The organism is Allorhizobium sonneratiae (assembly GCF_023700755.1).
GTDB classification, from domain to species: domain Bacteria; phylum Pseudomonadota; class Alphaproteobacteria; order Rhizobiales; family Rhizobiaceae; genus Allorhizobium; species Allorhizobium sonneratiae.
This window is the reverse complement of the sequence record NZ_JAMKOJ010000012.1, coordinates 50,038-69,796: the sequence shown is the minus strand read 5'-3', so window position 1 is coordinate 69,796 and position 19,759 is coordinate 50,038. Positions and strand designations below refer to the sequence as shown.

Here is a 19,759-nt window from a genome sequence, read left to right as displayed (position 1 = left end):
TTCTTGAAGTGTGCCCCCTCGGCGGATAAAACGCGTCAACGACAATCAAAGAGGTTAGCCCATGACAGCGCGCACGCTTTTCCTTCTGCCCGGCGATGGTATCGGTCCCGAGGCGATGAATGAAGTCCGCAAGATCATTTCCTATATGAATGAGGATCTCGGTTCCGGTTTCGTGCTGGACGAGGGTCTTGTCGGCGGCTCGGCCTATGATGCCCATGGCGTTGCGATTTCCGAAGAAGATATGGCCAAGGCTCTGGCCGCCGATGCTGTGCTGTTCGGTGCCGTTGGCGGACCGAAATGGGATGACGTTCCTTATGAGGTTCGCCCGGAAGCCGGTCTTTTGCGGTTGCGCAAGGATCTGGAGCTGTTTGCCAATCTGCGTCCGGCCATCTGCTATCCGGCACTGGCCTCCGCTTCGTCTCTCAAGCCGGAACTTGTCGAGGGGCTGGACATTCTCATCGTTCGCGAACTGACCGGCGGCGTCTATTTCGGTGAGCCGAAGACGATCACCGATCTTGGCAATGGTCAGAAGCGGGCCATCGACACGCAGGTCTATGACACCTATGAAATCGAGCGCATTTCGTCTGTCGCTTTCGAGCTGGCCCGTACCCGCAAGAATGCCGTCTGCTCCATGGAAAAGCGCAATGTGATGAAGTCTGGCGTGTTGTGGAACCAGGTGGTCACCGAAACGCACAAGGCGAAATATGCCGACGTCGCCCTGTCGCACATGCTGGCCGATGCCGGCGGAATGCAGCTGGTGCGCGCGCCGAAACAGTTCGACGTGATCGTCACCGACAATCTTTTCGGTGATATGTTGTCCGACGTTGCCGCCATGCTGACCGGTTCGCTCGGCATGTTGCCGTCCGCCTCGCTCGGCGCACCGGATGCCAAGACCGGCAAGCGCAAGGCGTTGTACGAGCCTGTGCATGGTTCGGCCCCTGACATTGCCGGCAAGGGTCTGGCCAATCCGATTGCCATGATTGCCTCCTTCGCCATGTGCCTGCGCTATTCCTTCGGCGAGGTTGCTCAGGCCGACGCGCTGGAAAAGGCGATTGCGACGGTTCTGGACAAGGGCATCCGCACCGGCGACATCATGGGTGAAGGCTGCCGTCAGGTAGGCACCGTCGAGATGGGCGATGCGATCCTTGCCGAATTCAAGGCTCTGCTGCAGTAATTGTTTTCCCGTAACTGCCGTGCCATAACAGGCACGGCAGTTGCTGATGCTCTTTCCCGGGAAAACCAACATGATGTTTATCGATAGGCTGCAAAAACAAATTGCAGCGATTGTCACGCATGTGTCCGATTTTCACCGCAGGCGCAATCCCGGTCGCTTGATCAAAAGGGTCGATTGGCCAAAACTGTTTCGCAAGCGTCACCCGGTAAAGGTTGTCGGCGAAAGCTATCCCCTGACATTTCTCTTTGTTGTCGCATCGATGGTTCTGCTGTCGGCTGTGGTGTTCGATCAGCCGGTTGGCAAAGCAGGCCCTGTCGCCAATCCCGTCATTCAGCATTTTGCGCAAATCTGCACCCGTTTCGGCAAAGCCGATTGGTGCCTGATTTTGAGTTTCCTGTTTGGCATGAGCGGTCTTGCCGTGGCGTATCGGGCCGAAACGGTGATGGCGCGCGGGCGTGCCCTGTTCATGGCCTGGTTCGGCCTTTATCTCTTCGCTTCGATTGCCCTGTCAGGGCTTGCCGCCAATCTTCTCAAGCGGCTGATCGGCCGGGGCCGTCCCTATGTCTTTGCCGAGCATGGCGCTTTTCACTTTCAGCCGCTGGCGGGTTCGTCGCTTTACGAAAGCTTTCCTTCCGGTCATTCCACCACATTTGGCGCGATCTTCATGATGGCGGCGCTGGTTTTTCCGCGCTATCGGCTGGCCTTGCTGGTCGGTGCCTTGTGGATGGGCATGTCGCGCGTCATGGTCGGGGCGCATTTTCCAGGTGACGTGATTGCCGGTCTTGGTTTCGGCGCGTGGTTTTCCCTGATGCTGGCGCTGGTCTTTGCCCGGGCCGGTTATGTGTTTCGCGCGGTTGACGGCGGCTGGCCGGTGCTTCGGCAAAGATTGATCCGCCGCCGATAAAAAAACGCCCGGAGCAGATCTCTCCGGGCGTTCCGTTTTCTGTTTCCTTGCGATCGATCAGGCGTCGATCTCGGTGTTGCGGGTTTCCTTCAGGAAGATCATGCCGATGATGAACGACATGCCGGCAATGACGATCGGATACCAGAGACCGTAATAGATATCGCCTTCCGCCGCACTCATGGCAAAGGCGGTGGCGGGCAGCAGACCACCGAACCAGCCATTGCCGATGTGATAGGGCAGCGACATGCCGGTATACCGGATGCGGGTGGGGAACATTTCCACCAGCATGGCGGCAATCGGGCCATAGACCATGGTGACATAGATCACCAGGACCGTCAGGATGGCGATGGTCGGCAGCCATTTCACCTCATCGGGGTTGGCGACCATCTTGAACGGACCACCCTGGGCAATCGTATAGACAGCCATCTGATCGCTGCCGGTCTGGGCGGCCTCGTCTTTGGTGATCTGTTTGTCGGCGATGAGATCCGCCGTCGGCACCATGGTTTTTGCCCCTTCGCGCACCTGATCCGCCTTGAGGTTCAGCTCCGGATTGGCGGCCAGAAAGCTTTCCAGCTTGGCATCGGGCACCTTGGCCGCGCTCCTCACCAGCGGGAAACCGGCGCTCTGAAGGGCGACATTCACCTTCTTCTGCAAGGCGGCATCCTGTGCCTTGGCATTGCTGCCTGCCTGAATGGCATCATAGCCAGCAATCAGGGTGTCACCGATCTTGATTGAGGCCACCGTTCCGGCCGCTGCCGGCACCACCGTATAGGGCACGGAATTCTTGGTCAGAAGGGCTGTTGCGATATCGCAGGATGTGGTGAATTTCGCCGTGCCGGTCGGGTTGAACTGGAAATTGCAATCCTTCGGATCAGCCGTGACCGTGGCCCTGATGGTGGCCTGGGCTTCGGCCAGCGCCGGATTGGCCGAAGACGTCAGTGCCTTGAACAGCGGGAAATAGGTGAGCATGGCGAGGAACAGGCCAAGCATGATAATCGGCTTGCGCCCGATCTTGTCGGAGAGCCAACCGAAAACGACGAAGAACAGCGAGCCGATGGCCAGAGCGATCGCCACCATGATATTGGCGGCCATGGACTCGACTTTCAGCACGTTCTGCAGGAAGAACAGAGCGTAGAATTGGCCTGCATACCAGACGACGGCCTGACCGGCGACGGCGCCGAACAGTGCGAGAATGGCGATTTTGGCGTTTTTCCACTGGCCGAAGGCTTCCGAAATCGGTGCTTTGGAATGCTTGCCCTCTTCCTTCATCTTTTTGAAGGCGGGCGATTCGTTCATCTGCATGCGAATCCAGACGGAAATGCCAAGAAGCACAGCCGAGAGAACGAAGGGAATGCGCCAGCCCCAGGCGGCAAAGGCCTCCTTGCCCATCATCGTCTGGATCGACAGGATGATGATCAACGACAGGAACAGGCCCATCGTCGCCGTTGTCTGGATCCAGGAGGTATAGAAACCGCGCCGCCCATGCGGGGCATGTTCGGCCACATAGGTTGCCGCTCCGCCATATTCGCCACCAAGGGCCAGTCCCTGCAGCAATCGCAGAATGATCAGCAGGACAGGCGCGGCGATGCCGATGGAATTTGACCCCGGCAACAGGCCGACCAGAAAAGTCGACGCGCCCATGATCAGAATGGTAACGAGGAAGGTATATTTGCGCCCGACAAGATCGCCCAGTCGGCCAAACACCAGCGCGCCGAAGGGACGCACCAGAAAGCCGGCGGCAAAAGCCAGAAGCGTGAAGATATTGCGGGTGGTTTCCGGATACTGGGCAAAGAAGGTGGAGCCGATATAAAGCGCCAGTGATCCGTAGAGATAGAAGTCATACCATTCGAACACGGTGCCGAGCGATGAGGCGAAAATGACCTTTCGCTCTTCGGCGGTCATGCCCCGTGACGAGCCATGCACGCTTGTGACATTTGCCATTGCTGATCCTCCCCTGAAGGCAACCGGCCTCTCCTGTCGGCCCCTGCCCCCATCTCCATGAAAGCGCTATTTCACGTGAAACATCGTTTGAAAGCGCGTTTCTTCGAAAAGCGGCGTCCCCTCCTCCGGGACCTTCTGCCGACCTCCCCGAAACCGGCTGGTTTCGAGATGTTCTGCAGCAGGCTGTTATGCCGCATTGACGAATTAACGGATAAGGTGCCAGATTTTATCGGTTTTAGAGAGCGATGCTTTCGGCTTATGACTTTCGTCGTAGATCGCGCCCGGTTTTCCGAACGCATCCGATCATGACTTTTCTTGACATGACGGAAAAACCCGCTAAACCCGGCGGGGAAAGGATAACGGGATGCGTTTCGCCAGCCAGAACAATGCTGTTGAACATGGGGTACGGGCAGTCTTGCTGCACGCTCTTCAATCCTGTGCCGTTCTTCTCACCACCAAGGCCAAAACGACGACCAAAACCGTCTGACGTCTCTGGCCCCCGCTCTCTCCCCGGCAAGGCCGGGGACCGGAAAGGCGCTGAACGCCCTTTCCCCCTCACCCTCCCGAGGAGAGACAGAAAGAGAGCAGGATCATGGGTTTCAAAGTTGCAGTCGCAGGCGCCACCGGCAATGTCGGTCGCGAAATGCTGAATATTCTCTCCGAGCGCGGTTTTCCAGCTTCCGAGGTCGTGGCGCTCGCCTCGGCCCGGTCGCAGGGCACTGAAGTCTCCTTTGGCGATAAGGTTCTGAAAGTGCAGAATCTGGAGAACTACGATTTCTCCGATACGGATATCTGCCTGATGTCGGCTGGCGGCACGGTGTCGCAGAAGTGGTCGCCGAAGATTGGTCAGCAAGGCTGCGTCGTCATCGATAATTCCTCGGCCTGGCGTTATGATCTCGAGGTGCCGCTGATCGTTCCGGAAGTCAATCCGGACGCCATTGTCGGTTTCTCGAAGAAGAACATCATCGCCAATCCGAATTGCTCGACCGCCCAGCTCGTTGTGGCGCTGAAGCCGCTGCATGATGTCGCCACCATCAAGCGCGTTGTCGTGTCCACCTATCAGTCGGTTTCGGGTGCGGGCAAGGAAGGCATGGACGAGCTTTTCACCCAGACACGCGCCGTTTTCGTTGCCGATCCGGTGGAGAACAAGAAGTTCACCAAGCGCATCGCCTTCAACGTCATCCCGCATATCGATGTCTTCATGGAAGACGGCTATACCAAGGAAGAATGGAAGGTTCTGGCTGAAACCAAGAAAATGCTCGATCCGAAGATCAAGGTCACCTGCACGGCTGTGCGCGTTCCGGTGTTTATCGGCCATTCGGAATCGGTCAATATCGAGTTCGAAAAGGAAATCACTGCTGATCAGGCCCGCGATATCCTGCGCGAAGCTCCGGGTTGCCTCGTTATCGACAGCCACGAAAACGGCGGTTACATCACCCCTGTTGAATGCGCTGGCGAAGATGCCACCTATATTTCGCGTATCCGCGAGGATGCCACGGTTGAAAACGGTCTCAACATGTGGGTTGTTTCTGACAACCTGCGTAAGGGTGCAGCGCTCAACGCTGTGCAGATCGCTGAGCTTTTGATCAACCGGGCGCTGATCAAGCCGAAGACGCTTGCGGCCTGATGATCGGGTGATGTCCTGCCAGCTTTCAAACGTGCTGGTGGGGTTGTATGGTTAATTCAAGCTTAACCGTTTGACCTTTAAGATAACGAAACTGAACAGATCAGAGCGCGGCTGAAACCGGCCGCGCTTTTGCGTATGAGCGAGGCTTTCCATGGCATTGAAGCGATTTTCCACTGTAGCCTTTTTGACCTTGACCACATGGGCAGCAGCGGGCGGTCTTGCCATCGCTGCGCCGGTCTGCGGCAATACATCTGCCGGTTTCGACCGCTGGGTTCAGGCTTTCAAGGTGGAGGCGCGCGCGCGGGGTGTGAGCCAGTCGGTGCTGGACCGGGCCTTTGCTGATGTGCATTACAATCTGCCGACCATCCGGGCCGACCGTGGGCAGAAAAGCTTCAAACTGTCCTTTGACGCCTTCATGCAAAAGCGCGGTGGTCAGTCGATCATCACCCGTGGACGAGCGATGAAACGGGCGAATGCAGCGCTGTTTCGCTCTATCGAACATCGTTATGGCGTGCCGGCGGGACCTTTGATTGCCATCTGGGGCATGGAAACCGGCTTTGGCAGCTATATGGGCCATGAACATACGCTGTCTGCCGTCACCACGCTGGCCTTTGATTGCCGCCGCAGCGATTACTTCACCGATCAGCTCTATGCAGCTTTGAAGCTTGTGGCGAACGGCTCTCTCAGCGTGAATGCCCATGGCGCCGCCCATGGCGAAATCGGCCAGACGCAGTTTCTGCCGAAGAATGTCGTGCTGTACGGCGTGGATGGCGACGGTGACGGGCGTGTCGATCTCATCGGCTCACGGGCCGATGCACTGGCCTCCACGGCTAATTTTCTCAAAGGTCATGGCTGGATTGCCGGTCAGGGGTATCAGCAGGGCCAGCCAAATTTCGCCGCCATTGCCGGATGGAATGCCGCCACCGTTTATGAACAGGCCATTGCCTATATTGGCGCGAAGATTGATGCGCCTTGAAGACATAGCCTGAAAGGATAGCCTCATGCGCTTGAAAAAACGCATGAGGCTTCAGAGTGCAGTGCTCTGATTACCGGCAACGCGCCTCGTAGCGGCGGCCGTGACGGTCACGATAGATGCAGTAGCCCGGATGTTCGGTCGATTTGCCGATGAGGGCACCGACAATCCCGCCTCCAACAGCGCCGATTGCAGCACCGCCCCACGAATTGCTGGCAACGCCGCCGATCACCGCGCCTGAGGCCGCACCAATCGACGCACCTCGTTCTGTCGGTGTGCAGGATGCGATCATCGGTAGGATCAAGCCCGCCACGAGGATGATTTTTTTCATATCAATGCTCCTTTTCCCGTTTGACATCATCGGACCGCTCATCTGGAACCGGGTGGATGGGATCCGATGCAATGATGAAAGCGGCTCAGATCCGGCCCATCAGCAAGAGAATGATGATGATCACCAGGACCAGCCCCAGACCACCGGAGGGTCCGTATCCCCAGCTGCGGCTGTAGCCCCAGTTTGGCAAAGCGCCCAGCAGCATCAAAATAAGAATGACGATCAGTATGGTGCCGAGCATGGCGTTGTCCTCCCTTTCCCACAGTCAAGAGGCAACAGGCAGGCCAGCGGCGGATCTGTCGAAACACCGATGCCGTCGTTGTCGTCAGGCCTGCGCCTGTGTTGAAATCAAAGATGTTTCACTGTTTTGTGACACGGGATCATAATGAACAGACGCGAAATTTGTTCCGCGCTCCCGATTTTCTTGCCGTTCTTTTTTCAATACTTGCCGTATTGGCACATCATTCTGGAACATCTCCAGCAATTGAGTGACACGATCATGCGCCTCGACCATCGGCAGATGACCACAGCGGCGCAAAACCACGGTCTGGCAAAATCGCAGTCGCCGCGATAGGGCAAGCTGATGACTGGCCGGCACCACAGCATCCCGCATGCCGATCAGATTGAGGACCGGAGCCTCGATACGGTTCAGGCGGTCCATAACGGATGTGGTGGTGATGAAGCGGACCATGGCCTCGATATCCAGTGGATTGGATGCCAGAAGCGCCGTTCGCACCGCTTCGATGGCTTGCAGGCTCTCCTCTGTCTCCCAGGGGCAGGATTTATCATAAACGCAATCCAGAGAGCCATGGCGGAAATGTATCGTCGAGGAAATCCATCGACGGAAGGCGTAGCGGAACATCAATGCGCCAATCAGCGGCAGACCGATAAGACGGCCGGCCAGATGTCGTCTGCTGATCAGCTCGCCACAGCCGAAGGCCCCCATCAGTACGATACGCCTGACCAGATCAGGCCGATGAATGGCCAGCATCAAGGCGAATAGTCCTCCTGTGGAATGACCGACGACAGTGACCTGCTGACCGGGGAAATCCCGCTCGATCGCCTGCGACAGAGCATTGACTGCTGTGTCCTCGTCAAAATGGGGGTCCGCTTCATTCAGCCGCCAGGGATGATGCCCGGGCAAGGGATAGGCCGCCACTTTTCCTTTGCGCAACGTAGCGGGCGTATAAGCCTGCCAGAAAGACGGAGCCATGGCCATGCCATGCAACATAACGCAGGCTGGCCCATTGCCGGTGCTGATCCATTCGGGATTGGGGCTGTTCAACATGGGACGATCCTTGACGGATGGTGACCGGCAAACAACGGATGCGGTGAGACGATGACACAGCCTTGTCTGATGACATCACGCAATAATGCCGGTGGTCTGCGTGGTTGCTCCTTTTAATGCCGCAATGCAGCTCCGGGTTCCCATCGAAGGCAAAGATCGGTGACGAGGTATTATATATAGTTTATTCTATATCTAAATGATCAGTTTTTTTCATTGGTACATCAGCACAAGTTTGGCCGATATGCTCACGATGTCCTGCTGGAGTGATGATCAATGAGCGTGGCAATGTCACATTTTTTCTCAGCTTACGCGGTTTATTGCGTGGCTGTGCTCAGCCCCGGTCCGGCTATCCTTGCCATTATCTCGACAGCGGTGTCACAGGGGCGGCGGGCCGGGCTTTTTCTGTCCTTTGGGGTCTATTGCGGTTCGTTTTTCTGGGCCATGGCCGCTTCCTTCGGTCTTGCCGCCCTGCTTGGCCGTTATGGCGAAATCCTGTCCTTGTTGAAAGTCGCTGGCGGGTTTTATCTTCTCTATCTGGCGTTCCGTTCCGGCCGGTCCGTGGTTCAGGCCCGCCCCGTAGATCTTCGGAGCAGTGCACCCATTCCAGTACAGGCCATGTCCAAAATCTTTGTCCGTGGCTTTCTTATCCACCTGACCAATCCCAAGGCAGTCTTTGCCTGGTTGTCGGTCATCACGCTGGGTCTGCCGCCTGAGGCTTCGGTCTTTGATCTTACACGTATCGTCACGGCCTGCCTGATCACGGGCTTTATCATCCTGAACGGCTATGCTGTGCTGTTCTCAACCGAGCGTGCCTATCGGGTCTATCGTGCCGCCCGTCGCTGGATCGATGGGGTGATGGCCAGCCTGTTTGCGGTGGCTGGGATCAAGATGCTGCTATCGATGTAAACACCCGGATCAGCAACGGAACAAAGACTGAATCAGATGGAGTCAGTGATTCGTCTCTGATTCGTTCTTTCCCTTTTCCGGCCCCCTGGGATGATGTTTTGTGCCGTCCGAGCCCGGTTGTGGGCCGTCTCGGGCACAACAAGAAGACAAAAACCGCCTTGATGCAATTCTCTCCTTGCCTTTGGCGCATTGCATCGTCATGTGTGCTTCGGAAGGCGGGCGGCTCCGGTCGTTTCGCCAGACATTGCGGGGCAGGACGACGTCACGGTCTGGTGTCTTCTTCTCCAATCTGCAGTCCGGAGCGTTGAATTGACGTCGCAAGCCATGATCCTGAGCGGTCGCAGCGTGGTTGCCGTGCTGGGGCCGACCAATACCGGCAAGACCCATTACGCTATCGAGCGGATGATTGCCCATGGCTCCGGCATGATCGGCCTGCCGCTCAGGCTGCTGGCGCGCGAAGTTTATACGCGGCTTGTCGAGCGTGTGGGGGCTTCCCATGTCGCGCTGGTGACGGGTGAGGAAAAGATCTCTCCCCCCAATGCCCGCTATTTCGTCTGCACTGTCGAGGCCATGCCGCGCGAGACCAAGGCGGCGTTTGTTGCCATCGACGAGATCCAGCTTGCTGGCGATCTGGAGCGTGGCCATATTTTCACGGACCGATTGCTGCATCTGCGCGGGCGGGAGGAAACGCTGCTGCTCGGTTCGGCAACGATGAAGCCGATCCTGCAACAGCTCCTACCCGGTATTACGGTGGTGGAGCGACCGCGCCTGTCGCAGCTTTTTTATGCCGGTGAGAAGAAGATCACCCGCCTGCCGCAGCGCTCCGCTATCGTCGCCTTTTCCGCCGATGAGGTTTACGCCATTGCCGAACTGATCCGGCGCCAGCGTGGCGGCGCAGCGGTTGTGCTCGGGGCGCTCAGCCCCCGCACGCGCAATGCTCAGGTCGGGCTCTATCAGTCCGGCGATGTTGAATATCTGGTCGCTACCGACGCCATCGGCATGGGGCTTAATCTCGATGTCGATCACGTCGCCTTTGCCCAGGACCGCAAATTCGACGGATATCAGTTCCGCAATCTCAATCCCGGCGAACTGGGCCAGATTGCCGGTCGCGCCGGTCGTCATCTGAAAGACGGCACATTCGGTGTCACAGGCCGGGTCGATCCCTTCGATGCCGAGCTGGTCGAGCGGCTCGAAACCCATCAGTTCGATCCTCTCAAGGTGCTGCAATGGCGCACTGCCACCTTCGATTTTTCCTCGATTGCCGCGCTCTTGCGCAGTCTTGATGCCGGCCCGCGGGTTCCAGGGCTGGTGCGCGCCCTGCCCGCCATCGACCAGCAGGCGCTGGAAGCATTGGCGCGTTATCCGGAAGTTCAGGATCTTGCCAGCCGTCCGGAACGGGTTTCACTGTTGTGGGATGCCTGCGCTCTGCCCGATTATCGGCGGATAACCCCGGCGCAACATGCCGATCTGATCCTGAGCCTCTATTCCGACCTCGTACGATACGGTACGGTGAACGAAAATTTCATGGCCGAACAGGTACGGCGGGCTGACAGAACGGACGGAGAGATCGACACACTCTCCGCGCGCATTGCGCAAATCCGAACTTGGACCTATGTATCGAACCGGCCAGGCTGGCTTGCCGATCCGACACACTGGCAAGAAAAGACGCGGGAAATCGAGGATCGATTGTCCGATGCGTTACATGATAGGTTGACGAAACGCTTTGTTGATCGCAGGACATCTGTGCTCATGAAGCGCTTGAGAGAGAATGCGATGCTGGAAGCTGAAATCAGTGTGAACGGTGATGTCTTCGTCGAAGGACATCATGTGGGCCAACTTACCGGATTCCGGTTTACGCCGATTTCCGGCGCGGAAGGGCCGGATGCCAAGGCCGTGGAAGCGGCGGCGCACAAGGCGCTGGGTCTTGAATTCGAAGCTCGCGCGGCAAGGTTGCACGCCTCCGGCAATGGCGATCTGGCGCTGGGCTCGGATGGCACGCTGCGCTGGCTGGGCGATCCGGTGGCAAAGCTTGTGGGTGCTGATCATATCCTGCATCCGCGCGTCATTCTTTTGGCGGACGAACAGCTGAGCAGCAATGCCCGTGACCACGTCGTCGCCCGCATCGAGCGTTACGTCAATCATCATATTTCCACCGTTCTGAAGCCGCTGGACGATCTTTCCCGCGCCGAAGATCTGCAGGGCATGGCCAAGGGGCTGGCTTTCCAGCTTGTTGAAAATCTTGGCGTTCTCTTCCGCCGTGATGTCGCCGAGGATGTAAAAACGCTTGATCAGGATGCCCGCGCCTCGATGCGGCGCTATGGGGTGCGTTTCGGTGCTTACCATATTTTCATGCCTGCCCTGCTGAAACCTGCTCCGGCTGAACTGATCACGCTCCTCTGGGCGCTGAAAAATGACGGCATGGACAAGACTGGCTACGGCGATCTGATCCCGATCCTGGCGGCAGGTCGCACCTCGGTGGTCACCGATCCGGCTTTCGAGCGGATGTTCTACAAGCTGGCCGGTTTCCGTTTCCTTGGCAAGCGCGCCGTGCGCATCGACATTCTCGAGCGTCTGGCCGATATCATTCGTCCGCTGACCCAGTGGAAGCCGGGCACCACGCCGCGTCCTGAAGGCGCCTATGATGGCCGCCGCTTCACCACGACGACGGCCATGCTGTCCATTCTCGGCGCAACGCCGGATGATATGGAGGAAATCCTCAAGGGTCTCGGCTATCGGGCCGATGCGGTGAAGGCGGAAGAGGCACAGGCTTTCCTGGCGGCACAGGACAAGAGTGATCAGCCTGCCGCACAACCGGCTCCGGCTGGAGATCATCAAGCCGAAACGCCGGTCGGCACTGCTGATACGGCTGACAAGGATGCCGAAGACAGGCTTTCGGATGACGCGACTGCTGAAGAGAAGGAAGCCGCTGACCGGCCTGCTGCAGAACAGATCGAGGCAGATTCTGCCGTCAGTGATACTCCCGCTCTGAACGGAGAGAGCCATGCGGATCAGTCCGCTCTTGCCGCGACCGAGCTTCTGGCTGAAGCCCAGCCGGTTGAGGTCAAGCCGGTTCTGTTGTGGCGTCCGGGCGGACGTAATGAAAATCCGCGCCAGGGCCGTCAGCATGGTGACAGGGCACAGGGCGAACGGCCTGCCGGTGAGCGTCGCCATGGCGGCCAACGCGCCGACCAGAGCGGCCAGCAGCGCAGCGACAGCCGACCTGAGGGCAATCGTGGTGATCGTTCCAAGGATCGTGACGAGCGCCGTCGCGAGGATGGCCATCGTGGCAAGCCGCGCGACCGTGATGCACAACGTGAGGGTGGACGGGATCGGGAGGAGCGTGGACCGCGCAAGGACCGTGACAACCGGCACAACAATCAGCCGCAGCGTTTCGAGTCCAAGCCGCCGCGCAAGGAAAAGCCGATTGATCCGGACAGCCCCTTCGCCAAGCTGGCTGCGCTGAAGGAGCAGATGAAGAAGTAACGCGATGGACGAAAGACAGCCACAGACAAATCTTGTCCAACGGATCGACAAGTGGCTGTTTTTTGCTCGCATTTCCAAATCACGCACGCTGGCGCAGGAGCAGATTGCCGCAGGCCTTGTCCGCATCAATGGCAAGCCTGCGCGCCAGCCGAGCGCTTCTGTGCGCAGCGGTGATAAGGTGGAGATCAGCCTTGCCCATCGCGATCTGGTGCTGATCGTCAAACTGACCGGGACGAGGCGAGGCCCTTATGAGGAAGCCCGTCTTCTTTATGAGGATCAGTCACCGCCTGAGGCCGAACGGGAAAAGCTCACGGCTTTTGAACAGGCACAACGTCAGCCCGGCTCGGGCCGACCGACCAAGCGTGAACGCCGCCAGATCGATCGGCTTTTTGAAAGTGATTAAAGCTTGTCGAGTTTGCTCTGGAGATTGCGCAGCTGTTCTTTCAGCTCTTCAATGTCCTTGGCTTCCGTACGCTTTGCAGGCTGCTCCTGTGCGGCGTTGAAGGGCGAAAACATCTGCATGGCCTTCTGGAACATTTCCGTGTTGCGCTTGACCTGCTCCTCCATAAGCTGCATCGGCCCCTGAAGATTTTTGCCGAAGGGAGTTTCTCCGAATGCGCGGGTCATCTGTTCGCGCATCTGGCTCTGCTGCTCGGCAAAGGACTTCATCGAATGTTCGAGAAAGCTCGGCACCACCATCTGCATCTGATCGCCGTAAAAGCCGATCAACTGACGCAGGACGGAGATCGGCAGCAATGTATTGCTCGTCTTGGCTTCCTGTTCAAAGATGATTTGTGTCAGCACCGAATGGGTGATGTCTTCGCCGCTTTTGGCGTCCTGAACGACGAAATCCTCGCCCTTCTTTACCATTTTCGCCAGATCCTCCAGCGTCACATAGGTGCTGGTTCCTGTGTTGTAGAGGCGGCGGTTGGCATATTTCTTGATGACGATTTCGCCTTCGGCTTTAGCCATTTCAGTCTCCTGACCCGGATCATGTTTTTATTATTGCTCTTCCCGAATGTGAGTGTAATCGCAAATGACGCGGCGTGACAATCTCTTTGTGCATCGCCGCGACAGAGCCCGCTTGCTTGGCTGCGTCGGGCATACCGACCGCGGCCATGAGTGAAGATATATTTTCAGCTATGTGAGCCCTGCCCCGCTTTTTGCGGGAAGGCAGGGCGTCGCAAAAAAAATAAAGTGCTGGCCCAAATATCGTATTTCCCCCTGCTGTTTGAGGGATGAAAGATAAAGTGGTTGTCGATACAACTCCCGCCTGAATTCCCCCGTCGACGGCATTTGACTTCTTCAGGAAGCTTTGTCAGTCTCCGGCGTATAAAGACAAGGCCCGAGGAGGTATCCCATGAGTTCCCCATCCATCGTTATCGCCAGCGCTGCTCGAACCGCTGTCGGATCGTTCAACGGTGCGTTTGCCACCGTTCCCGCGCATGATCTTGGCGCCGCTGTTATCAAGGCCGTTCTGGAACGGGCCAATGTTGAAGCCGCCGATGTGGATGAGGTGATCCTCGGCCAGATCCTCACGGCAGGCCAGGGCCAGAATCCGGCCCGGCAGGCGGCGATGAAGGCTGGAGTGCCGCAGGAAAAGACCGCCTGGGGCATGAACCAGCTTTGCGGCTCGGGCCTCAGGGCCGTGGCGCTTGGCATGCAGCAGATCGTCACCGGCGATGCCGCCATTGTCGTTGCTGGCGGGCAGGAATCCATGTCGCTTGCGCCCCATTGCGCCCATCTGCGCGCTGGCGTCAAAATGGGCGACATGAAGATGATCGATACCATGATCAAGGATGGCCTGACGGATGCGTTTTATGGCTATCACATGGGTGTTACTGCGGAAAATATTGCCCGTCAGTGGCAGTTGACCCGTGAGGAGCAGGATGCATTTGCCGTCGCTTCGCAGAACAAGGCAGAGGCCGCCCAGGCGGCTGGCAAGTTCAAGGATGAAATCATTCCCTTCGTCATTGCCGGGCGCAAAGGCGACGTGACGGTTGATGCCGATGAATATATCCGCGCCGGTGCGACGATGGACGGCATGGCCAAGCTGAAACCCGCCTTCGACAAGGAAGGCACGGTCACGGCGGGCAATGCCTCCGGCATCAATGACGGTGCGGCCGCGGCTTTGCTGATGAGCGAAGCTGAAGCCGTTCGCCGCAATATTCAGCCGCTGGCTCGTATCGCCTCCTGGGCGACGGCGGGTGTCGATCCGAAGATCATGGGCACGGGCCCGATCCCGGCTTCGCGCAAGGCGCTGGAAAAGGCGGGCTGGTCGATCAACGATCTCGATCTTGTCGAGGCCAATGAAGCCTTTGCCGCGCAGGCCTGCGCCGTCAACAAGGATCTCGGCTGGGATCCCGCCATCGTCAATGTCAATGGCGGCGCGATTGCTATCGGTCATCCGGTTGGCGCGTCCGGTGCGCGTGTCCTCAACACGCTTCTGTTTGAAATGAAACGCCGCGGCGTCAAGAAGGGGCTGGCGACTCTTTGCATCGGCGGTGGCATGGGCGTTGCCATGTGCCTGGAAGCACTTTAACCGCGGCTGATTGTGATCAAAACGGCAGCGCTCCCGTGAAAGGGGGCGCAAATGCTTGATATTTAAAACATAAGCTGAACAAGAGGAAATACCGGCATGAGCAGGGTTGCATTGGTAACGGGGGGAACGCGCGGTATCGGGGAGGCTATTTCTGTTGCGCTGAAATCGGCAGGATACAAGGTCGCCGCCAATTACGCGGGCAATGATGAAAAGGCCAAGGCCTTTGAAGCCGTCACGGGCATTCCCGTGTTCAAGTGGGATGTGTCTTCTTACAAAGCCTGTGTCGAAGGCATTGCCGAGGTTGAGAAGGCTTTGGGTCCGGTCGAGATTCTGGTCAACAATGCCGGGATTACCCGTGACGCGATGTTCCACAAGATGACGCCGGAGCAGTGGAATGAGGTGATCAGCACCAATCTGACCGGCATGTTCAACATGACCCATCCGGTCTGGACCGGCATGCGTGACCGCAGTTTTGGCCGCATCATCAATATTTCCTCGATCAACGGCCAGAAGGGTCAGATGGGGCAGGTGAACTATTCTGCAGCGAAAGCAGGCGATCTCGGCTTCACCAAGGCCCTGGCGCAGGAAGGGGCAGCGAAAAACATCACCGTCAACGCCATTTGCCCCGGCTATATCGCCACAGAAATGGTCAAGGCCATTCCGGAAAAAGTGCTCAACGAGCGCATTCTGCCGCAAATCCCGGTCGGTCGTCTGGGCGAGCCGGAAGAAATCGCGCGCGTTGTTCTGTTCCTCGCGGCAGATGAGGCCGGTTTCATCACCGGTTCGACCATTTCGGCCAATGGCGCGCAGTTTTTCGTGTGATTGAATGTTCAGGTAATGGCAAAACAGGTTTGCTGTTATCTCTCATGTATAAAAAAGCGCCGCGAAAGCGGCGCTTTGTATTTTGTCGGACTTGGAACAGTCGATCACTGTGCCCTGAGCGGAGAAATCGACACTTCGACGCGGCGGTTCTGGGCGCGCCCTTCCGGGGTTGCATTGCTGGCGATCGGCTGGCTGGGACCGAAGCCCATGGAGGACATACGACGTGGATCGACGCCTTGCTGCGCGAGATAATTGGTCACAGCATCGGCGCGGCGCTGCGATAGGTCCTGATTGTGGGCTAGGCTGCCGGTCGAGTCGGTGTAGCCGTTGACGTCGATCAGGGTCTTGTTGAACTTCCGCAAGACGATGGCCACGGAATTGAGCGTCGCATAGAAGGGCGGCAGAACCTGGGCCTGATCGGTCGGGAAGGTGATGTTGGACGGCATGTTCAGGATGATGCGGTCGCCCTGACGGGTAACGGAAACGCCGGTGCCTTGCAGTTGGGCGCGCAGTTCAGCTTCCTGATTGTCCATATAGTTGCCAATAGCACCACCGGCCAGTGCGCCGATGCCAGCACCGATCAGTGCGGCATTACGCCGTGCAACGCCACCGTGACCACCGGACAGAGCAAATCCGCCAAGTGCGCCGAGGCCAGCGCCGATGAGGGCGCCACCGGAGGTATTCGACATCTGTTGTTCGCCCGTATAAGGATTTGTTGTTGTGCAGGCGCTCAGAAAAGTGGCGGCAAGCGCAAGAATTGCGAATCGTTTCAGCATCAGGCTCAAGCTCCGTGATCGTCCCCAGAAGTCTAGCAGGCTCCTTGCAGACTTCAGATTCATTTTTCCGTTTGTCGTCCCCGAAAAACCTGTTCCTGATTTTCAAAGAGAACGCTTCCGCTCAACATAGCAATTGCGGCAATATGAAGAAAAGCCTTACGATTGCTTATTCCGCCGCTGATTTTTGACCATATCGTTTTTCAATATAATCAATTACCAGTGCTTCAAACTCTTCGGCGATCCTTGGTCCGCGCAGAGTCATTTCCTTTTTTCCGTCAATAAAAACGGGCGCGGACGGGCTTTCGCCGGTGCCGGGCAGTGAAATGCCGATATCGGCATGTTTGCTCTCACCCGGCCCGTTGACGATACAGCCCATGACCGCGACATTGAGCCCTTCGACACCGGGATATTTTTCCCGCCAGACCGGCATGTTCTTGCGGATGTCGCTCTGGATTTTCTGCGCCAGCTCCTGAAAGACGGTTGAGGTGGTGCGGCCGCAGCCGGGGCAGGCGGCCACGACCGGTACGAATTGCCGGAAACCCATGACCTGCAACAGTTCCTGCGCCACCTGCACTTCACGGGTGCGGTCGCCGCCCGGCTCGGGCGTCAGGGACACGCGAATTGTGTCGCCGATGCCCTGTTGCAGCACATAGCCCATGGCGGCGGAGGAGGCGACGATGCCCTTGGTGCCCATGCCCGCTTCGGTCAGCCCGAGATGAAGCGCATGATCGGAGCGTTCCGACAGCATGGAATAGACGGCGATCAGGTCCTGAACCTGACTGACCTTGGCCGAGAGAATGATGCGGTTGCGGGCAAGGCCGATCTCTTCGGCAAGCTCGGCCGACAGAAGCGCCGACTGACAGATGGCCTCATGCATGACCTGACGGGCCGATAGCGGCGAGCCCTTGTCCTGATTGTCATCCATCAACCGGGTCAGCAGATCCTGATCGAGCGAGCCCCAGTTGACGCCGATGCGCACCGGCTTGTCGTAACGGATCGCCATTTCGACGATCTCGGCGAACTGCTTGTCCTTCTTGTCCTTGAAGCCGACATTGCCGGGATTGATGCGATATTTCGCCAGCGCCTCGGCACAGGCCGGATGATCGGCCAGCAGCTTGTGGCCGATATAGTGAAAATCGCCGACCAGCGGCACGTCGAGGCCAAGCCGCAGAAGACGCTCGCGGATTTTCGGCACAGCAGCGGCACTTTCATCCCGGTCGACGGTGATGCGCACGATTTCCGAGCCCGCCTTGTAGAGGTCGGCGACCTGCTTGACCGTGGCGTCGATATCGGCGGTGTCGGTGTTGGTCATGGATTGCACCACAACCGGGGCGCCGCCGCCGACGATCACACCGCCGACATCGACGGCAACAGAGGCACGGCGCGGTTTCGGATCGAAGTCTTGAGGGGAGGCCATGGAACCGATCTCACTCTATGAAAACATGCTTTTCAGGTGGATCAATCATGCTTCAATGTCAACTGCGTGACGGTCTTCGTCCTGTCGATCGGCATGGCGGGCCTGCCCTGAAAGCAGCAGAACCACGACCAGCAGCACAGGCAGGGCCTTGAACACCAGTCCGAGCGATGCATGGCTGGCGATGAAGCCGATCAGGGAGGGAGCAATGAGGATGCCGCAATAGCCCATGGTCGTCACCACCGATAGCCCGATGCCGGGCGCCAAACCGGGCAGCTTGCCCGCAGCCGAAAAGGCAATCGGAACCAGATTGGCAATGCCGATGCCCATCAGGGCAAAACCGGCGATTGCCATGAGAGGGCCAGCGGCAAAGCCGGCAAGGAGCAGACCGCTCATTGCGATGGCAGCGCTCAGCCTGAGGATCAGTATGGCGCCGAGCCGGTCGCGCAAATGATCTCCGGCAAAGCGCATGAGCGCCATGGTGAGCGAAAACCCGGCATAGGCAAGGCCGGATGCGGCCACATCCGTGTGAAGCTCTTTGCGAAGATAAAGGGCGCTCCAGTCCAGAACGCTGCCTTCCGGGATCATGGAAAACAGGGCGATTATCCCAAGAAGCCAGGGGGCGGCTGTTCGTGGCAATCCTGATCGCGGCGTGTGGTCTGAGTGGTGGTGAGGCGCGTCTCGATAAAGATAGGGCCAGGCGAGCAACAAGAGCGCGGCGGCAAGAAAGGTCGACACCAGAGCATGGAGGATGGGAGTGCTGATGGTCAACAACCAGCCGCCCAGTCCTGCACCGGCCAGACCGCCAAGGCTCCAGAACGCATGACAGGAGGACATGATCGCCCGGCCCATATGGGTTTCTGTTTCAACCGCATTGGCGTTCATCGCCACATCCATTGCGCCCATGAAGCCGCCAAACAGGAAGATTGCGGGCACGGCCGTCATGACATTGGGCGCAAGCGTCAACACAAGCAGCATCGGCACAAACATAAGCGAGGTCGCAAGCGCGACGGCACGCGACCCGAAACGGGAAATGCTGGCCCCGGCAATCGGCATGAAGACAATTGAGCCCAGCCCCAGGGTGAGGATCATCAGTCCCAGTTCGAATTCGGAAAGCGACAGGGCACTGGAAAATTGCGGCACTTTCACCGCCCAGCATCCGGCCATGGTGCCGTTCATCAGGAAGAGCAGAGAGACGGCAGCCCGCTCTTTGGTGACGATAGCCCGCATCCGACAAACCCTTTCATGACATGGCAAACATCATCGGCTTCGACTTTTGCAAATCGGGCCCTATCTATTGTGAAAATGATATTAAATCGATTTAAAAAGACCAGAGAAGAGGACAGGGTATGAATAACTTTTCTTAACCGTCTCAAATCACGAGTGAATTGGAAAAGACCAGGGAACAGACTGGAACGATGTTGTGCCATTGTCTTTCTTACATCGGACAAGCGACGGGACGGCGTTGAGCAACGATCATTGGTATCTGGTTGACGGTTTCAATGTCTGTAAAATGCATCTGAAGCCTTGATTGCGTCGACATTGCCGTTTCTTGTTCGGGGCGGTCGCGACGTGTGA

General features: G+C 57.8%; 18 protein-coding genes. 10 read left to right on the top strand and 8 right to left on the bottom strand.

From position 1 onward, the window contains the following. The first annotated feature begins 61 nt into the window (after positions 1-61). Both leuB and NAC44_RS18880 read left to right on the top strand, forming a co-directional pair. On the top strand, positions 62-1,174 hold the full coding sequence (gene leuB / locus NAC44_RS18885; RefSeq protein WP_250943115.1) for a 3-isopropylmalate dehydrogenase: 1,113 nt from the start codon (positions 62-64) through the stop codon (positions 1,172-1,174). 70 nt (positions 1,175-1,244) lie between these two features. Further along, positions 1,245-2,078 (top strand): phosphatase PAP2 family protein, encoded by an 834-nt coding sequence (locus NAC44_RS18880; RefSeq protein ID WP_250943114.1) that lies wholly within the window; start codon positions 1,245-1,247, stop codon positions 2,076-2,078. A 57-nt stretch (positions 2,079-2,135) separates the two neighbouring features. Here the strand turns inward: NAC44_RS18880 and NAC44_RS18875 are convergent, their stop codons facing one another. Next, positions 2,136-4,019, bottom strand: coding sequence for an MFS transporter (locus NAC44_RS18875; RefSeq protein ID WP_250943113.1), 1,884 nt, complete (start codon positions 4,017-4,019; stop codon positions 2,136-2,138). Positions 4,020-4,383: 364 nt separating this feature from the next. On the opposite strand from NAC44_RS18875, the gene NAC44_RS21275 reads away from it, so the two are divergent. The 3 genes from NAC44_RS21275 to NAC44_RS18865 all read left to right on the top strand — a co-directional run bounded on the left by NAC44_RS21275 (position 4,384) and on the right by NAC44_RS18865 (position 6,622). Then, entirely contained in the window at positions 4,384-4,506 is a 123-nt protein-coding gene (locus NAC44_RS21275; RefSeq protein ID WP_274706962.1) for a hypothetical protein, read from the top strand. A 105-nt stretch (positions 4,507-4,611) separates the two neighbouring features. After that, on the top strand, positions 4,612-5,646 hold the full coding sequence (locus tag NAC44_RS18870) for an aspartate-semialdehyde dehydrogenase (protein WP_250943112.1): 1,035 nt from the start codon (positions 4,612-4,614) through the stop codon (positions 5,644-5,646). Positions 5,647-5,797: 151 nt separating this feature from the next. Further along, entirely contained in the window at positions 5,798-6,622 is an 825-nt protein-coding gene (locus tag NAC44_RS18865; protein WP_250943111.1) for a lytic murein transglycosylase, read from the top strand. A 70-nt stretch (positions 6,623-6,692) separates the two neighbouring features. On the opposite strand, the gene NAC44_RS18860 is transcribed toward NAC44_RS18865, so the two are convergent. The 3 genes from NAC44_RS18860 to NAC44_RS18850 form a co-directional block, all read right to left on the bottom strand. Continuing rightward, the gene (locus NAC44_RS18860) at positions 6,693-6,950 is read right to left on the bottom strand and encodes a YMGG-like glycine zipper-containing protein (RefSeq protein WP_250943110.1); all 258 of its coding nucleotides are present in this window, start codon (positions 6,948-6,950) and stop codon (positions 6,693-6,695) included. Between the two features lie 85 nt (positions 6,951-7,035). Next, positions 7,036-7,191, bottom strand: coding sequence for a DUF3309 family protein (locus NAC44_RS18855; protein WP_250943109.1), 156 nt, complete (start codon positions 7,189-7,191; stop codon positions 7,036-7,038). A gap of 84 nt (positions 7,192-7,275) precedes the next feature. Continuing rightward, positions 7,276-8,238 (bottom strand): alpha/beta fold hydrolase, encoded by a 963-nt coding sequence (locus NAC44_RS18850; RefSeq protein WP_250943108.1) that lies wholly within the window; start codon positions 8,236-8,238, stop codon positions 7,276-7,278. A gap of 321 nt (positions 8,239-8,559) precedes the next feature. Here NAC44_RS18850 and NAC44_RS18845 point away from each other — a divergent pair, with 321 nt between their 5' ends. The 3 genes from NAC44_RS18845 (at position 8,560) to NAC44_RS18835 (ending at position 13,030) form a co-directional block, all read left to right on the top strand. Then, positions 8,560-9,144: a LysE family translocator gene (locus NAC44_RS18845; protein ID WP_250943107.1), complete on the top strand. Its 585-nt coding sequence runs from the start codon at positions 8,560-8,562 to the stop codon at positions 9,142-9,144. Between the two features lie 324 nt (positions 9,145-9,468). Continuing rightward, a complete protein-coding gene (locus NAC44_RS18840; RefSeq protein WP_250943186.1) occupies positions 9,469-12,627 on the top strand; it encodes a helicase-related protein in 3,159 nt (1,052 codons plus the stop codon). Between the two features lie 4 nt (positions 12,628-12,631). Next, positions 12,632-13,030, top strand: a complete 399-nt coding sequence (locus NAC44_RS18835) for an RNA-binding S4 domain-containing protein (RefSeq protein WP_250943106.1) — start codon at positions 12,632-12,634, stop codon at positions 13,028-13,030. Here NAC44_RS18835 and phaR read toward each other — a convergent pair. Continuing rightward, entirely contained in the window at positions 13,027-13,599 is a 573-nt protein-coding gene (gene phaR / locus NAC44_RS18830) for a polyhydroxyalkanoate synthesis repressor PhaR (RefSeq protein WP_250943105.1), read from the bottom strand. The two genes, NAC44_RS18835 and phaR, sit on opposite strands and share 4 nt — an antisense overlap. Before the next feature lie 388 nt (positions 13,600-13,987). Here phaR and NAC44_RS18825 point away from each other — a divergent pair, with 388 nt between their 5' ends. Beyond that, positions 13,988-15,169: an acetyl-CoA C-acetyltransferase gene (locus NAC44_RS18825; RefSeq protein ID WP_250943104.1), complete on the top strand. Its 1,182-nt coding sequence runs from the start codon at positions 13,988-13,990 to the stop codon at positions 15,167-15,169. 96 nt (positions 15,170-15,265) lie between these two features. Beyond that, positions 15,266-15,991: a beta-ketoacyl-ACP reductase gene (gene phbB, locus NAC44_RS18820; RefSeq protein WP_250943103.1), complete on the top strand. Its 726-nt coding sequence runs from the start codon at positions 15,266-15,268 to the stop codon at positions 15,989-15,991. 104 nt (positions 15,992-16,095) lie between these two features. On the opposite strand, the gene NAC44_RS18815 is transcribed toward phbB, so the two are convergent. The 3 genes from NAC44_RS18815 to NAC44_RS18805 all read right to left on the bottom strand — a co-directional run bounded on the left by NAC44_RS18815 (position 16,096) and on the right by NAC44_RS18805 (position 19,411). Continuing rightward, positions 16,096-16,767, bottom strand: a complete 672-nt coding sequence (locus tag NAC44_RS18815) for a YiaD family glycine zipper/OmpA-like lipoprotein (RefSeq protein WP_250943102.1) — start codon at positions 16,765-16,767, stop codon at positions 16,096-16,098. A 166-nt stretch (positions 16,768-16,933) separates the two neighbouring features. Continuing rightward, the gene (gene ispG / locus NAC44_RS18810) at positions 16,934-18,184 is read right to left on the bottom strand and encodes a flavodoxin-dependent (E)-4-hydroxy-3-methylbut-2-enyl-diphosphate synthase (RefSeq protein WP_250943101.1); all 1,251 of its coding nucleotides are present in this window, start codon (positions 18,182-18,184) and stop codon (positions 16,934-16,936) included. A gap of 45 nt (positions 18,185-18,229) precedes the next feature. Further along, a complete protein-coding gene (locus tag NAC44_RS18805; RefSeq protein ID WP_250943100.1) occupies positions 18,230-19,411 on the bottom strand; it encodes an MFS transporter in 1,182 nt (393 codons plus the stop codon). Positions 19,412-19,759 lie beyond the last annotated feature (348 nt).

Excerpts from the sequence above, each read along its gene's own strand:
- NAC44_RS18825 (WP_250943104.1), top strand. The coding sequence starts at position 13,988 with ATGAGTTCCCCATCCATCGTTATCGCCAGCGCTGCTCGAACCGCTGTC.
- NAC44_RS18835 (WP_250943106.1), top strand. The coding sequence starts at position 12,632 with ATGGACGAAAGACAGCCACAGACAAATCTTGTCCAACGGATCGACAAG.
- NAC44_RS18805 (WP_250943100.1), bottom strand. The coding sequence starts at position 19,411 with ATGCGGGCTATCGTCACCAAAGAGCGGGCTGCCGTCTCTCTGCTCTTC.
- NAC44_RS18815 (WP_250943102.1), bottom strand. The coding sequence starts at position 16,767 with ATGCTGAAACGATTCGCAATTCTTGCGCTTGCCGCCACTTTTCTGAGC.
- phbB (WP_250943103.1), top strand. The coding sequence starts at position 15,266 with ATGAGCAGGGTTGCATTGGTAACGGGGGGAACGCGCGGTATCGGGGAG.
- leuB (WP_250943115.1), top strand. The coding sequence starts at position 62 with ATGACAGCGCGCACGCTTTTCCTTCTGCCCGGCGATGGTATCGGTCCC.
- NAC44_RS18860 (WP_250943110.1), bottom strand. The coding sequence starts at position 6,950 with ATGAAAAAAATCATCCTCGTGGCGGGCTTGATCCTACCGATGATCGCA.
- phaR (WP_250943105.1), bottom strand. The coding sequence starts at position 13,599 with ATGGCTAAAGCCGAAGGCGAAATCGTCATCAAGAAATATGCCAACCGC.
- ispG (WP_250943101.1), bottom strand. The coding sequence starts at position 18,184 with ATGGCCTCCCCTCAAGACTTCGATCCGAAACCGCGCCGTGCCTCTGTT.
- NAC44_RS18850 (WP_250943108.1), bottom strand. The coding sequence starts at position 8,238 with ATGTTGAACAGCCCCAATCCCGAATGGATCAGCACCGGCAATGGGCCA.
- NAC44_RS18840 (WP_250943186.1), top strand. The coding sequence starts at position 9,469 with ATGATCCTGAGCGGTCGCAGCGTGGTTGCCGTGCTGGGGCCGACCAAT.
- NAC44_RS18880 (WP_250943114.1), top strand. The coding sequence starts at position 1,245 with ATGATGTTTATCGATAGGCTGCAAAAACAAATTGCAGCGATTGTCACG.
- NAC44_RS18875 (WP_250943113.1), bottom strand. The coding sequence starts at position 4,019 with ATGGCAAATGTCACAAGCGTGCATGGCTCGTCACGGGGCATGACCGCC.
- NAC44_RS18865 (WP_250943111.1), top strand. The coding sequence starts at position 5,798 with ATGGCATTGAAGCGATTTTCCACTGTAGCCTTTTTGACCTTGACCACA.
- NAC44_RS21275 (WP_274706962.1), top strand. The coding sequence starts at position 4,384 with ATGCGTTTCGCCAGCCAGAACAATGCTGTTGAACATGGGGTACGGGCA.
- NAC44_RS18855 (WP_250943109.1), bottom strand. The coding sequence starts at position 7,191 with ATGCTCGGCACCATACTGATCGTCATTCTTATTTTGATGCTGCTGGGC.
- NAC44_RS18870 (WP_250943112.1), top strand. The coding sequence starts at position 4,612 with ATGGGTTTCAAAGTTGCAGTCGCAGGCGCCACCGGCAATGTCGGTCGC.